Annotated in this window: 13 protein-coding genes; 6 read left to right on the top strand and 7 right to left on the bottom strand. The window is 62.5% G+C overall.

Annotated elements, in window-relative coordinates; all coding sequences use genetic code 11:
• The first annotated feature begins 8 nt into the window (after positions 1–8).
• The 3 genes from hsaD to hsaB are packed head-to-tail and all read left to right on the top strand — an operon-like array spanning position 9 to position 2,370.
• Entirely contained in the window at positions 9–887 is an 879-nt protein-coding gene (gene hsaD / locus QRN54_RS01890) for a 4,5:9,10-diseco-3-hydroxy-5,9,17-trioxoandrosta-1(10),2-diene-4-oate hydrolase (RefSeq protein ID WP_003945808.1), read from the top strand.
• Positions 887–1,789, top strand: coding sequence for an iron-dependent extradiol dioxygenase HsaC (gene hsaC / locus QRN54_RS01885; protein WP_003945585.1), 903 nt, complete (start codon positions 887–889; stop codon positions 1,787–1,789). The genes hsaD and hsaC overlap by 1 nt, the downstream gene beginning before the upstream one ends.
• The gene (hsaB, locus tag QRN54_RS01880; RefSeq protein WP_003945677.1) at positions 1,786–2,370 is read left to right on the top strand and encodes a 3-hydroxy-9,10-secoandrosta-1,3,5(10)-triene-9,17-dione monooxygenase reductase subunit; all 585 of its coding nucleotides are present in this window, start codon (positions 1,786–1,788) and stop codon (positions 2,368–2,370) included. Before hsaC ends, hsaB begins: the two co-directional genes overlap by 4 nt.
• Before the next feature lie 67 nt (positions 2,371–2,437).
• Here the strand turns inward: hsaB and QRN54_RS01875 are convergent, their stop codons facing one another.
• The gene (locus QRN54_RS01875) at positions 2,438–3,262 is read right to left on the bottom strand and encodes an Abi-alpha family protein (RefSeq protein WP_165638601.1); all 825 of its coding nucleotides are present in this window, start codon (positions 3,260–3,262) and stop codon (positions 2,438–2,440) included.
• 2 nt (positions 3,263–3,264) lie between these two features.
• Positions 3,265–4,539: a DUF445 domain-containing protein gene (locus tag QRN54_RS01870; RefSeq protein ID WP_003945674.1), complete on the bottom strand. Its 1,275-nt coding sequence runs from the start codon at positions 4,537–4,539 to the stop codon at positions 3,265–3,267.
• Between the two features lie 330 nt (positions 4,540–4,869).
• On the opposite strand from QRN54_RS01870, the gene thrS reads away from it, so the two are divergent.
• The gene (gene thrS, locus QRN54_RS01865; protein ID WP_285181504.1) at positions 4,870–6,090 is read left to right on the top strand and encodes a threonine--tRNA ligase; all 1,221 of its coding nucleotides are present in this window, start codon (positions 4,870–4,872) and stop codon (positions 6,088–6,090) included.
• On the opposite strand, the gene QRN54_RS01860 is transcribed toward thrS, so the two are convergent.
• Positions 6,087–6,533, bottom strand: a complete 447-nt coding sequence (locus QRN54_RS01860; RefSeq protein ID WP_003945852.1) for a MarR family winged helix-turn-helix transcriptional regulator — start codon at positions 6,531–6,533, stop codon at positions 6,087–6,089. The two genes, thrS and QRN54_RS01860, sit on opposite strands and share 4 nt — an antisense overlap.
• 143 nt (positions 6,534–6,676) lie before the next feature.
• On the opposite strand from QRN54_RS01860, the gene QRN54_RS01855 reads away from it, so the two are divergent.
• Entirely contained in the window at positions 6,677–7,873 is a 1,197-nt protein-coding gene (locus tag QRN54_RS01855; RefSeq protein ID WP_064075146.1) for an MFS transporter, read from the top strand.
• A gap of 81 nt (positions 7,874–7,954) precedes the next feature.
• Here the strand turns inward: QRN54_RS01855 and QRN54_RS01850 are convergent, their stop codons facing one another.
• The 3 genes from QRN54_RS01850 to QRN54_RS01840 form a co-directional block, all read right to left on the bottom strand.
• On the bottom strand, positions 7,955–10,012 hold the full coding sequence (locus tag QRN54_RS01850; protein ID WP_285181503.1) for a neutral/alkaline ceramidase: 2,058 nt from the start codon (positions 10,010–10,012) through the stop codon (positions 7,955–7,957).
• A gap of 95 nt (positions 10,013–10,107) precedes the next feature.
• Positions 10,108–10,836, bottom strand: coding sequence for an acetoacetate decarboxylase family protein (locus QRN54_RS01845; RefSeq protein ID WP_007734116.1), 729 nt, complete (start codon positions 10,834–10,836; stop codon positions 10,108–10,110).
• On the bottom strand, positions 10,833–11,693 hold the full coding sequence (locus QRN54_RS01840) for an SDR family oxidoreductase (RefSeq protein WP_158170142.1): 861 nt from the start codon (positions 11,691–11,693) through the stop codon (positions 10,833–10,835). Before QRN54_RS01840 ends, QRN54_RS01845 begins: the two co-directional genes overlap by 4 nt.
• Before the next feature lie 139 nt (positions 11,694–11,832).
• On the opposite strand from QRN54_RS01840, the gene QRN54_RS01835 reads away from it, so the two are divergent.
• Entirely contained in the window at positions 11,833–13,038 is a 1,206-nt protein-coding gene (locus QRN54_RS01835; protein WP_007734124.1) for a cytochrome P450, read from the top strand.
• Here QRN54_RS01835 and QRN54_RS01830 read toward each other — a convergent pair.
• Complete coding sequence (locus QRN54_RS01830; RefSeq protein WP_003945598.1) at positions 13,027–13,461, bottom strand: cupin domain-containing protein; 435 nt, start codon at positions 13,459–13,461, stop codon at positions 13,027–13,029. The genes QRN54_RS01835 and QRN54_RS01830 overlap by 12 nt on opposite strands.
• Positions 13,462–13,579: the final 118 nt, after the last annotated feature.

The following is a 13,579-nucleotide window of genomic DNA, read 5'->3' as shown; positions in this document are numbered from 1 at the left end:
GAGGCTCAGTGACAACCACCGAAGAAGCCCTCACCTACGAGTCCACTTCACGGTTCGCGCAAGTGCGCCCCGATCTGAAACTGCACTTCCACGAGGCGGGCGTCGGAAACGACAAGACCATCGTGCTGCTGCACGGCGGTGGCCCAGGCGCGTCGTCGTGGTCTAACTTCGCCCGCAACATTCCGGTGTTGGCGAAGAGCTTTCACGTCATCGCGGTCGATCAGCCCGGTTACGGGCAGTCCGACAAGCCGACGGAGCATCCGCAGTACTTCGTGCACAGTGCGTCGGCGCTCAACGATCTCCTGGACACGCTCGAGATCACCGGTCGCGTTGATCTGCTGGGCAATTCGCTCGGTGGTGGCGCTGCTGTTCGCTTTGCGCTCGACTACCCGGACCGTGCGGGTCGCCTCGTTCTGATGGGCCCCGGCGGTCTGAGTGTCAACCTGTTTGCGCCGGACCCCACCGAGGGCGTCAAGAACCTCGGAAAGTTCAGCTACCAGCCCACCCGAGAAAACCTCGAAGCATTCCTGCGGATCATGGTCTTCGATCAGAAGCTGATCACGCCGGAACTCGTCGACGAACGTTTTGCTGCCGCCAGCACTCCCGAGTCGCTGGCTGCGGCCAAGGCGATGGGTAAGTCCTTCTCCAGCGGTGACTTCGAGCTCGGCATGCTCTGGCGCGAGGCGTACAAGCTTCGTCAGCGTGTGTTGCTGATCTGGGGCCGTGAGGATCGGGTCAACCCTCTCGACGGCGCACTGGTCGCGCTCAAGATGATCCCGCGCGCGCAGCTCCACGTCTTCGGCGGTTGCGGTCACTGGGCGCAGCTCGAGAAGTTCGACGAATTCAACCGGCTCGCAACCGACTTCCTGCTCGACGGAGGTAAATGATGGGTATTCGATCTCTGGCGTACATGCGCATCGGGGCCACCGACATGGCTGCGTGGCGCGAATACGGACTCAAGATCCTCGGAATGATCGAGGGCAAGGGCGTCGACGCGGAATCGCTGTATCTGCGTATGGACGACTTCCCGGCGCGTCTTGTCATCGTTCCGAACGACACGGACCGTCTGCTCGTCTCGGGTTGGGAAACCGCGAATGCCGCTGAGCTGCAGGATATCCGTGACAGGTTGTCGGCAGCCGGTGTTCCGTTCAAGGAAGGCACGGCGGAGCAGCTCAAGGACCGTCGCGTCGTCGAGATGATCGCGTTCGAGGACACCTCGGGCAACTCCCTCGAGGTGTTCCACGGAGCTGCTCTCGAACACCGCCGGATCGTGAGCCCGTACGGGCACAGGTTCGTGACGGGCGAGCAGGGCCTCGGCCACGTCGTGCTCACCACCGATGACGACGATGCTTCGCTGCGGTTCTACCGCGACGTACTCGGATTCAAGCTTCGCGACTCGATGCGTCTGCCTCCGCAGATGGTCGGCCGGCCCGCGGACGGCGACCCGGCGTGGCTGAGGTTCCTCGGCTGCAACCCGCGTCACCACAGCTTGGCGTTCCTGCCGTTGCCCAACCCGACGGGCATCGTGCACCTGATGCTCGAAGTGGAGAACTCCGACGACGTCGGACTGTGCCTCGACCGGGCACTGCGCAAGAAGGTCAAGATGTCGGCGACTCTCGGTCGCCACGTCAACGACGAGATGCTCTCGTTCTACATGAAGACTCCAGGCGGGTTCGACATCGAATTCGGTTGTGAGGGGCTAGAGGTCGAGGACGAAAACTGGATCGCGAGGGAAAGCACGGCCGTGAGCCTGTGGGGTCACGACTTCACGGTGGGAATGAAGCCGTGAGTTCGCCCGACGCGTCGGTGAGTGCGGAGCAGGCGATCGATCCACGCCAGTTCCGCACGGTTCTCGGGCAATTCTGCACGGGTATCACCATCATCACGACAGTCGACGACGGTGAGCCTGTCGGGTTCGCATGTCAGTCTTTCGCGGCCCTGTCACTCGACCCGCCTTTGGTGTTGTTCTGCCCCACCAAGGGTTCTCGGTCGTGGGCGGCAATCGAGCGGACCGGTAAGTTCGCCGTCAACGTGTTGGCGGAGGAACAGCAGGCGGTGTGTGCTCGTTTCGGGTCACGTGAGCCGGACAAGTTCGCCGGCATCGATTGGACGCCATCGCCTCTGGGCTCGCCGATCATCGACAAGTCCCTTGCACACATCGACTGCACGGTGGAAACCGTCCACGACGGTGGCGATCACTACGTCGTCTTCGGTCGGGTTTCGTCGATGAGTGAGATCAAGACCGAACGCCCGCTGCTCTTCTATCGCGGGCAGTACACGGGCATCGAGCCGGACAAGACTGTTCCGGCTACCTGGCGTGACGATCTGGAAGCGTTCCTGACGACCACGACAGAAGATACCTGGCTGTAGGGGGCAAGCCCCCTGTGCGCCTTTTTGGTAGTGGTAACTACCAAAAAGGCGCACAGGGCCGGAGGCCCTACAGCGAAAAACAGGTATGACAGAAGTCGTCACCGAACGGCGTCAGCAGGATGCTACGACGCACTATCTTGTTGGATCGTCCGGCTCGCTTGACCGCCTCGATCACCGACGGCTGTACCTCGACCACCTGGTACCGGTCGGCCTCGACGGGCTCGCGTGAGAACGCCACCAAACCGAGCCGATGCAGGTTGTTCAGGTACGCGCTGATGCGGTCCAGATGTCGACAGCCTGCCAGTTCTCCGATCATCGACAGACCCTCGTCGATCATCTCCGAGCCGACTCCGAACGGCCGCGCCGTGCGCACGTCGACGCTCGGTTGTGCGCCGGAGGTGGCCAGCAACCGAAGAATTCGAGCTTCGTCTGGTGCGATCTCGTCGAGGATCCGGTCGTAAGCCGGGTGCAGATCGTCGCGATCGGTCACGTCCGCGGAACGGTCCAGCAATCTGTCGCCACGTGCCCGCAGCGCCGCGAGAGTGGCCTCGACGCTCTGCTTGCGATTGGTTCGAGTTGCCATTGCTGCCCGTAGGTTCTCGGTCCGCGAGCCGTCTCCGTTGGAGTTCTCGGCCCGACGTTCGGATTGAACATTGGCCGATTCAGCGGCCTCTGCCGCGGCTTCGGCCGCAGCCTGAACGATCTGCCGCGTCGCCTCCTTCGCCGTTCCGAAAGCCCAACCCGTCAGCTTGATCGACGTGAGCGTCGTCGTGGCGGTAAGCCCGACAAGGCTACGGATCAGACGCTTTTCGACGGATTCGACCGGCGCGATGTCCGCAGCCCAGTCGTACGATTCCGCTTCGACGATCATGCGATGGTCGTGCTCACTCATGCTCATACTCCGAATATTGCGAGGTGTAGGAAACCGGCAAACGAGCCCAGCACGGCCCCGTGTACGAACAACAGCCACTCGTCCTGTTTGACGGCTGAGCGTAGTAGTTCGCTGAAATCTTCCGGTGAAAGGATGCTCATGCGTTCGGTGACGAAGACACGAATCTTCTCCGACTGGTTCTCGGCGAACTCCGCGTCCTCGAAGACCCTTGGGTACAGGTCGAGCACTTCGGTGGTGGCCAGGCCGGGCAGACGCTTGTAGCTCTGCGAACCAACGGTCATCTTGACCACCGACTTTGCCCAGCCGGCTGCGTCGTCGACGGATTCGCGCAGTACCTGATCGAGCATCCGCCGCGTTCGGTCCGAGCGGGGACCTTCGAGGAGTTCGGTGCCGATGTTCTCGAGCGTCACGACGTGATCGGCGAGGGTTTTTGCGTACCCGGCGATGATCTCGGTGCGGCGTTTCAGGAAGAGCCCCTGCCTCCACGGCACCCAACGATTGGGGGTGATCGGCTCGAAGATCATCGTGATGCCGAGGTAGTTCACGATGTATCCGATGATCACACCGCCGATGGGAAGCACCCACCACTGCGGAACCAGATGGAGGATTCCGACGAGCACGAAGCCCATCGGGAATCCGAAGTAGAAGCCGAAGTTCTGCATGAACCTGAGCTCTTTGTTGCCCATCGTGCGGAAGATGTCGTTGAGCAGTTTGGGGTGCGAAGAGAGGTAGCGGATCACCATCAGCTTCGCGTCGATGAACTCGTCGATGTCCTCTTCGATGCGGTCGGTGATCATGCGCACGCTGGCCGGCAGATCGTCCTCCACTTTGCGGAAGACGGCTTCCTTCACCGACGTCGGAAGGTTGTGCCAGAGCTGAGGATTCTCGGCCGTCATGATTCTGGTGACCACGCCGCGCACTTCACTGCGAGAAATGTTCACCAAGTGCTCGGCGATGCTGTCCGGGTCCAGGACGCGATAGAAATCGGCGATGCTGCCGACTTTCGCGAGGGATTTGTCGACGGCGATCGACGCCATCTTCTCCGCCCGCGAGGGGACGATGCCTTGCCAACCGAATCTGCCGTCGCTGGTGATCGCGGGGATCACCTGAACGCGCCGGGGGAGGAACGGGAAGAGCAATTTGAGGCCGGGCACTTTGATCCCGTGGAAGTTGATCGGCGCAAACAGCATCAGGACGCCCGACCAATTGGTGATGTACCCGATGATTCCGGTGAACAAAGGAATGGTGATCAACTGTTCGAGCAAGTGGTCCGGCACCGTCGCACATCCTCCTCATATCCGAGAACCTCACGTTCGGACATGATTGCCGAAACTTCGCTCTTCGTGGGTGTTTCGTTGGCTACTGCTGCGCCTTCCCAGTTGCGTCAGCATAGAGGCCCGACAATTCGGGCTGTAGGTGGGTAGGAAGTTGATGTAACCTCACGTACATGGTCAGTATTGCGCACAACACGACGACGCCGGTTCTCTTCCGGCGCATCGTTTAGCAACTGCTGACCGAACCCTTTCAGCCCCGGGAGTTATCGCCCCGGGGCTTTCCTGTTTCGTCGCTCCGTGTGCATCTCCCCTTGAACGATTTGGAGACCTCTCATGAGCGTTGACCACCGCGAACTCGGGCGCGACCTGGAGTTTTTCGCCACCACCCCCATCGCCGGGGCGGGCCTCCCACTCTGGTTACCGGACGGCGCGATCATCAGGAACGAACTCGAAAAGTTCGCCGCCGAACAAGCAGCGCGATCCGGATGCCGGGGTGTCTATACCCCCGTTATGGCGAAGAAAGAGTTGTACGAGAGATCTGGGCATTGGTCCAAGTTCTCGGACGACATGTTTCCCGAAATGAAGATAGGCGGAGAGTCATTTCTCCTTCGTCCGGCTAACTGTCCCCATCACGCTCAGGTATTCGCCGCTCGCGGTCGTAGTTATCGCGAGCTACCTTTCCGCGTTCGTGAACTCGGCTCGATGTTCCGTAGCGAACTCTCCGGTGTTCTCAGCGGATTGAGTCGAGTCAGACAGATCAATCTCGACGACGCACATGTCTTCTGTAGTCGCGAACAAGTGCAAGCAGAAGTGATCGTCGCGCTCGACGCGATCGAGCGCTGTTACTCGACTCTGGGGATTGCCGAACGGAAGTACCGCCTCTCGATCAGAGGGGGAGAGGGGCAGTACCTCGGCACCGACGAGCAGTGGGCGGACGCCGAGGATCACCTTCGCGGGGCGCTGAATGCACGCTCGATCGAGTACGTGGAAGCGAAGGGGGAGTCAGCGTTCTACGGTCCCAAGATCGACGTCCAGGTGCGAGACGCGCACGGCCGCGAGGAAACACTCTCGACCGTGCAACTCGACTTCAATCAACCGGAGCGGTTCGACCTCGAGTACACCGCTGAGGACGGATCCAAGGCTCGCCCCGTCATGATCCATCGGGGCTTGCTCGGGTCGATGGAACGCATGACTGCGCTTTTGATCGAAAGGTTCGAAGGGCGGATGCCGCCGTGGCTGGCACCCAACCAAGTCTCGATTCTGCCCGTCGGCGACCGGCATCAGGTTGAGGCCGAGCGTTTGCGGGCCGATCTCGAGGCTCGCGATGTTCGAGTGGCGATCGCGCCTGACGGATCGTTGGGACGTCGCATCCGCGAGGCACGCACTCACCGTGACCCGTACATCGCGGTGATCGGGGACAACGAGGTGCACGGCGGCACCGTCGACGTTCTGGTCCCCGCGCGTGGTGGGCGGGTGGTCGTCGATGCGAGTGTGTTTGTCGCTCAGGTGGTCTCGGGCATCAAAGAGCGTGCCCTGCTTCCGGCAGACTTCTAGCCGACGGGAAGCTCGTGGAGGGCGCGCACCAGTGGCGCGAGTTCGGGTGTCTTGCATGCCTCGTCGAGCGCCGCCTCGAGGGTGGCGTCGTGCGTCGGCCGTGCGCTTTCGAGAAGCTCGCGGCCGGCCGGCGTCAGTTCGGTGTAGATGCCTCGACGGTCGTCGGCGCACAGGATGCGCGTCAATAGTCCTCGATCTTCGAGTCGATTGACCAAGCGCGTCGTGGCGCTGCTGCTCAGTGCGGCAGCGCGAGCCAACTGAGCCATCCGCATGTGCCAGCCATCCTGGCGGCTCAGTGCGTCGAGCACGGTGTATTCGACGACGGACAGTTTGTGCTCACGCTGGAGCGCGCGTTCCAGTTCGGTGTCGAGAGCGCCGTGCAGTGCTGCGAGCGTGCGCCACCCTTGCGAACGGATTTCGACGGCGTCGTCGGCGATCCCCATGTGATTCTCCTTGTCCGTTTCCTGCGACTCCAGGTTACCAGCTTGCGCATGTAGCGTGCGCGTGCAACTATTTATAGCGCGCCTGCAACTAATGCACACGCCCGCTAACGGCTTACGCGTAAATCTGTGAAAGGAACATCGAGATGCCATTGGGTCTCATTGCCCTCGCTATGGGCGGGTTCGGGATCGGCCTCACCGAATTTGTCATCATGGGCCTCCTGCCCGAGGTCTCGGCTGATTTCGAGGTCACCGAGTCCGTCGCGGGCTACCTGATCTCGGGCTACGCACTGTCGGTGGCGATCGGCGCGATCCTCCTGACCGCTGCCGTCACCCGCTTCGAGCGCAAGAAGGTCCTTCTCTCGCTCATGGTGCTGTTCATCATCGGCAACCTGATGTCCGCGCTCGCTCCCTCCTACGAGGTCATGATGGGCGGACGCATCGTCGCGGCGCTGTGCCACGGTGCGTTCTTCGGAATCGGCTCGGTGGTTGCCGCCGACATGGTCGCGCCCAACAAGCGCGCCGGCGCCATCGCGATGATGTTCGCGGGCCTGACCATCGCCAACGTTCTCGGCGTTCCGTTCGGCACGCTGCTGGGCCAGCAACTCGGATGGCGCTCGACGTTCTGGGCCATCACCGTCATCGGCGTCATCGCCCTGATCGGAATTGCAGCACTCGTCCCGACGACGCCCGCCAGCACGACCGGTGGCGGATTGCGCGGAGAGTTGGGGGCATTCCGCAACAAGCAGGTATGGCTCTCGATCGCCATCACCATCCTCGGCTACGGCGGAATGTTCGGAGCCTTCACCTACATCGCCTTCACCCTCACCGAGGTCACCGGCTTCGCGACGTCCAGCGTTCCGTGGCTGCTCATCCTCTTCGGCTCGGGCCTGTTCGTCGGTAACTTCCTCGGCGCCAAGGCGGCCGACCGTTCGCTCACGAAGGCGCTGGTCTGGATTCTCGCGATCCTGACCGTCGTTCTGATCGTGTTCGCCGCCACCGCGGAGAGCAAGGTCATGACAGTGATCTCACTGTTCTTCATGGGCGCCTTCGGTTTTGCGACGGTACCCGGGTTGCAGATGCGGATCATGAACTACGCGTCGGCAGCACCGACCATGGCATCGGGTGCCAACATCGCCGCCTTCAACGTCGGCAACGCACTCGGGGCATGGCTGGGCGGAATCACCATCGCCGCGGGACTCGGCTTCACCTCCCCGATCTGGATGGGAGCGGCAGTCACTGTCGCCGGTCTGCTGGTCTTGCTCGTCGCGGCGAAGATCGACCGCCCGGCAGCGTCAGAGCCGTCGACGCCGAGCACCTCGCTGCACCCGACCGCCGCCTGAACCTGTCCACTGCGCTCTGACCCCATCGCGTGAACGTATCGCTCCCCTTGTCCAACAAGGGGAGCGATACGTTCACGCGGGTCAGGTGAGGCGGAATTCGGCGGTCACCCCGGAGAACGGCGAAATCGCGCCGCTACCCCGAGCCTTCGACGCACCGAAGTGTTGGACTCGATACGTACCCGCCGGAGTATCGGCCGGAACATCCCACGTGATGCGCACGACGGAACCGTTGCTCCCGACCCGGCGCCAGTGCAGTTTGGTGGACCAGTCGTTGTCGTCGGCGACCCGTGTCCAGGATCCGCCGGTATTGCGCTGGATCTCGTAGAAGGTCCCGTTTCGGTGAGTGTCGTTCTTGGGGTGGCCGGTGACGAACTCGACGGCAACCTGCGCACCCGGTGAGCTGTCGCCGGGCTGGACGGTCGCATCGCCGAATTGTGTTCCCGGCAAGGGCTCGTCGAAGTCGACGCCAGGTCCGAAGCTGGGTTGGAACCCGGACAGGTCGGCCGGAGCGGGGCCGCGAGGAGGTTCGGTGCCGTCGCGCATCGCGGCTGCAAGGGCGGCATACCCCTGCTGATAGGCCGGCAGTGTGTAACGGCCGAACATCGTCGAACCGCCCTCGTACTGCTGCGAATCGTATTCCTGTGGTGTGGTGCAGTAGCTCGAGTACGAGTTCGCGTATCCCTGGAAGATGACGTTCTCGAGGGGAGCCCCAAGCTCCTCTGCGACGGTTCGACGCACTCGTAAACCGGAGACGATGGTGAATTCCGCAGGGCCACCGACGATGTAGAACTGACCGATCCGCAGGATCTGGATCTTGAGTACGTTCGGCACCCATCCGCCCGGTGGCAGCAGGCCGACCGGAACGACTACGAGTTTGGGCGCCTGTGCATCCTGAAGCCATTGAGGCACAGGAGCATCCATACCACCCAAGGCGTCGATCATGGGGTTTCGGGTGCCCTCGGGGAAGATCGGGATTGCCGGTCCGTCCTCGACGCTTCCGGCGCTCATTGCCGCGCCGATCGCGGCCGGAGCGGTGCGGTGCTCGCGTCCGTCGGGGGTGAATCTTCCGCTCACCACCTGATTTGCCATGTCCAGGTACATGATCCGACTGTCGACGCCACCGGTGACGGTGTCGGACGCCGCGTCGAAGGCAGTTCGAGCCGCCGCAACCTGGCGCAGCCCGATGATGCGTGCGTTCTCGAATTCGTCTTCGGTCGGTCCGCGTCCGGGCTCGAGGAAGAGGTTGGGTGACATGTCGCCGCTGTTGGTCTGCGGAAACGCAGCAATGAAGCTGGTGTCGCCGTCGAGGTAGCGCACGCCCTGGTCGTCGTGCTCCCAGAAGTACGCCGCGGCGCCCTTGTTGTCCCCGGAGATGAGATGGTTCTCGTTCGTGAGCGAGGCGCAGTGGGTGGCGAACCAGTTGATCGCTCCGATGTCCTTGCTGCCCCGACTGATCCGCATGACACGCATGTGGTGGTCGTTGCCACCGGGGTAGTAGGCCTTGTCCTCTTCGGGATTGAGGTCGAACGCCACTCGCGATCGGTTGACGCTGGCATCGGTGAGATCGGACCGCCCGAAACGGACCGTGCCTGGCGCCAGGTTCTCGTGCGCAGCGCTGATCGCCTCGACCATGCCGTTGACCTCGGCTTCGAACACCTGCAGTTCGAAGCCGAGAACTGCGAGGTTGTACGCGTAGTTGTGCGAGGCCCCACCACATGCCGCGTGTGAATGGATGGCCGTCAACATGACGTTGCGTTCGGTGTAGATGTCACCGAACCTCCCGGCCAGTCGGCGCAGGACCTCGTCATGAACGGACTGGAAGATCATGCAGTTGTCGACGCACACGTAGGCGACCCGCGACCCGCCGGACTCGAAGATGAAGGCGCGTGCGCGCATTCGCTGGTGCAGGCCTTCGGCGCGTTGATCGAAGCTCGAGTAGCCCATCATGCCGACTTCGGCGACCGGTCCGGTCACGTCGGAAATTCCGACGCCCACCTGCAGTGACGCCGACGACTTGTCGGTGCGTGCGGGTGAAACGGTGCGTGCCGGCGAAGCTGCGACGGCCTGGTTCGTCGACAGAGCGGCGAGCGCAGGTGCGGCGGCAGCGCCTGCCAGTACGGTGCGTCGGGTGATCTGCACGAGTGTCCTTTCGGGCGGTCTGACGCGAGTTGGTCAACCGTCCAGGAGTGTAGCCCGAGTCACACGTGACCGAAAGGGGTGCCGTCGGCCGACACTCAGATTGTTGTGGCCTCCCCGAACGTCATCGCCAGGTTCTTGATGGTCGTGGTCATCAGGGCCCGGCGGGGGAGTCCCAGTTTCCGAAGCTCCGCCGCCATCGGGTGACTGCCCAGTTGAACCTCGGCTCCACCAGGGCGCGATTTGACGCCGGTCGGTGCCATGTCCCACGACGTGCACCTGGTGGCGCCGTCGAGATGTGAGTACGCGGCCAACGACATGTTGGCTCCGCCGCCCGGCACGCTGACGCCGGATTTCACACTCAACTGTGTGATGAGTTTGCCGTCGCGAGAGACCGATCCGCGCTTGACCGAGCCGACGTGCTCGGTGTCGAACTCGGCGAGCACCTTCGGGAATCCCCAGATTTCCCGGCCGGCGGCCTTGGTGAACTCGCCGTCCACCGGCAACTCGTGAATGAGTGCCCCTGCAGTTCCGGCAGCGAGCGAACGTAGATCTCCCAGCACCGAGGTTTCGGGAGGCGCAGTGTGGCTGCGCACCATGTACGTCACTCCGAATTCGTTGTACGGCCCCAGATCCCCGTCGATGTAGTCGACAAAAACCAGGCCGCACAGCGCCCGACCGGGACGGTACTGGAGCACCGTCAAGCCGGTGTAGTCGATGATCGACTGCGCGGTTGCGCTGGGTACCGAATACAGCGCCATGAAGGCCGACGCGGTGCGAACCTCGACCGGCATCTCGACCTTCTTGCCCAGAATCGTGTAGCTCATGGCGCGACCACCCCGCGGAGTCCGTCGGAGCCGTAGACGGGTTCGAGCATCGAGCGGAAATCCGGTCCGCGGCGCAGCATTTGGCCTCCGTCGACGTTGATGATCTGCCCGGTGATCCAGGTGGATTGCGGTCCGAGGAGGAAGGAAGCGAGGCCGGCGACGTCCTCGACTTCACCGACGCGTTCGAGTGGAGTGTTGGCCAGGTAGTCGTCGAGGATGGGGCCACCGTCGGTGATGAGCGCGACCAGATCCGTTCGGGTCAACCCCGGCCGAATCGCGTTGACACGAATGTTGCTGGCGCCCAGTTCGTCTGCCGTCAACCGCACCAGGTGGTCGACGCCGGACTTCGAGACTCCGTACGCGCCGAACCAGCGATGTGTGTTGCTGCTGGCGATCGACGAGATCGCGACGATGGATCCACCGCCTCCTGCCACCAGTGCCCGCGCGCCGTGCTTGATCGTCAGCATGGTCCCCGTGACGTTGAGGTCGACGGTGCGGCGCCACGCGTCGACGTCGAGTTGCGTGACCGGGGCGATGGTTTCGTTCCCGCCCGCGCAGGCCACCACTCCGTCGAGCTTTCCGGTGACGGAGACCGCCGCGGCGACAGCAGCGACGACGTCTGCCTCGATCGTGACGTCGGCAGGAGAGGCGCTGACCGATCCTTCCGGACTCGACTGCCGGATCGATTCGGCGGCAGCATCGAGTTTCTCCTTGTTGCGTCCGCAGATCGTGACGTGAGCGCCGGACCCAACCAGCGAACGAGCGATGCCCAGGCCGATGCCACTACCGCCGCCGGTCACCAGTATCGATGTGCCGGCGAAAGTGGGTATGCCCGCTGAGGCGGTGTCGTCGTCCATGCGTGTCTCCTGGTCGTTGCTCCGGCGGGCTCGCGTGCTGATTCTGGAGGTTTTCCGGTTCGGCTTCGGTGAAAACGCCCCACGCTATATAGGAACAGGTTCTACTTATTGAGGCAAGGGTTGTGCGAGAGGTGGAGTGATGGCTACCAGACCGACCTTCGATTTGATCGACGGACGCTTCTACAGCGGAGACCTCGGGAATGTGCGCGACGCGTACGCCTGGATGCGTGATCACGAGCCCGTGTACCGAGACGACGCCAACGGAATCACCGCGGCCGCGAGCTACGACGCCGTCGTCGCAGCCGAGCGGGATCCCGAACTGTTCTCCAACGCCGGCGGCATCCGTCCCGAAACGGGTCCATTGCCGCAGATGATCGACATGGACGACCCGCAGCACCTCACGCGTCGACGCTTGGTCAACGCGGGTTTCACACGTAAGAAGGTCGAAGCCAAGGCCGGCCGTATCCGGGAGATCTGCGATCAACTGATCGACGCCGTCTGTGAGAAAGGAGAAGCCGACTTCGTCGCAGACCTGGCGGCACCACTTCCCATGGCCGTCATCGGCGACATGTTGGGTGTCCGTCCCGAGGAACGCGCGTTGTTTCTGCGGTGGTCGGATGATCTGGTGAAGGCATTGGGAAGCAACGCTTCCCAGGATCAACTGCAGGCCATGATGGTTGCGTACGTCGATTTCACCGCGTACATGATGCGAACCATCGCCGAGCGGAGGAGCGACCCGGCCGACGATTTGGTGAGCACGTTGATTCACAGTGCGGTCGACGGCGAAGCCCTCTCCGATCAGGAAATCGTCAACGAATCCCTGCTGATCCTGATCGGCGGTGACGAGACCACACGGCACGTGCTCAGCGGCGGCATGGAACAGCTACTGCGCCATCCGGACCAGCGCCGGGAGCTAGTCGACGATCCCGATGCCATTCCCTTGGCAATGGAGGAGATGCTGCGGTGGTCCTCGCCGATCAAGAACATGGCTCGAACCCTGACCCGTGACACCGATTTCTTCGGCGCGCAGCTGAAGGCAGGTGAGAAGATGCTGCTGCTCTTCGAATCGGCAAATTTCGACGAGTCCGTGTTCCTGAACGCCGAACGGTTCGATGTCGGCCGCACACCGAATCCGCACGTGGCCTTCGGCTTCGGAACTCATTTCTGTCTGGGCAATCAGCTGGCCAGGTTGGAGGGACGGATCATGTTCGAGCAACTCTTCGCCAGGCTGCCGGACATGGAACTTGCCACCGACGCGCCGTTGCAGCGGCGTGCGGCCAACTTCGTGTCCGGGCTCGAATCGATGCCGGTGCGGTTTAACTCTTCTGCCCCGTCAGCCGGGTAGTTGGCAGTTAGGAGGCGCAGCATCTTCGGAGAGGGGGCTGCCCGCCGGATTGACGTAGACGACCTCGAGCACCAATGGTGTTGTCTGCGAGTTGTTTCCGATGTGCACATGATCTGAACCGCTCGGTTCGATCAAAGTATTTCCGGCGCTGTAGATCCCGTCGACGGAGCAATCGGATCGGTAGTGGCTCAACGTGCCCTGCGCGATCAGCGCGTAGAGCGTCCCGTCGTGGAAGTGCCAACCGGTGGAACCGCCGGGGTCGATGGTGATCTGGCGCAGGATGTAGTCCTTGCCGTCGAAAGTCACCTGCCCGAGGATTTCTCCGTGTACTCCCGTGCTCGGTGTTGCCGACGCATTGATCGGCGTCAGCGACAGTCCGATCGCTGCGGACACTGCAAGCAGAACCTGATGGCGTTTACGCATGAGCGGCCCTCCCAGACGGATGTACTCCTGAGTGTCCTCCGACAGTGTCCGATTTATCCCGATTTTCGTGGATCTTGCAGGGTGACGGCAGAGGTATGCCCTTGAGAGGCGGTTACGC

This window comes from Rhodococcus sp. MEB032 (assembly GCF_030208925.1).
Taxonomy (GTDB): domain Bacteria; phylum Actinomycetota; class Actinomycetes; order Mycobacteriales; family Mycobacteriaceae; genus Rhodococcus_F; species Rhodococcus_F qingshengii.
This window is presented reverse-complemented; position numbering and strand designations above follow the sequence as displayed.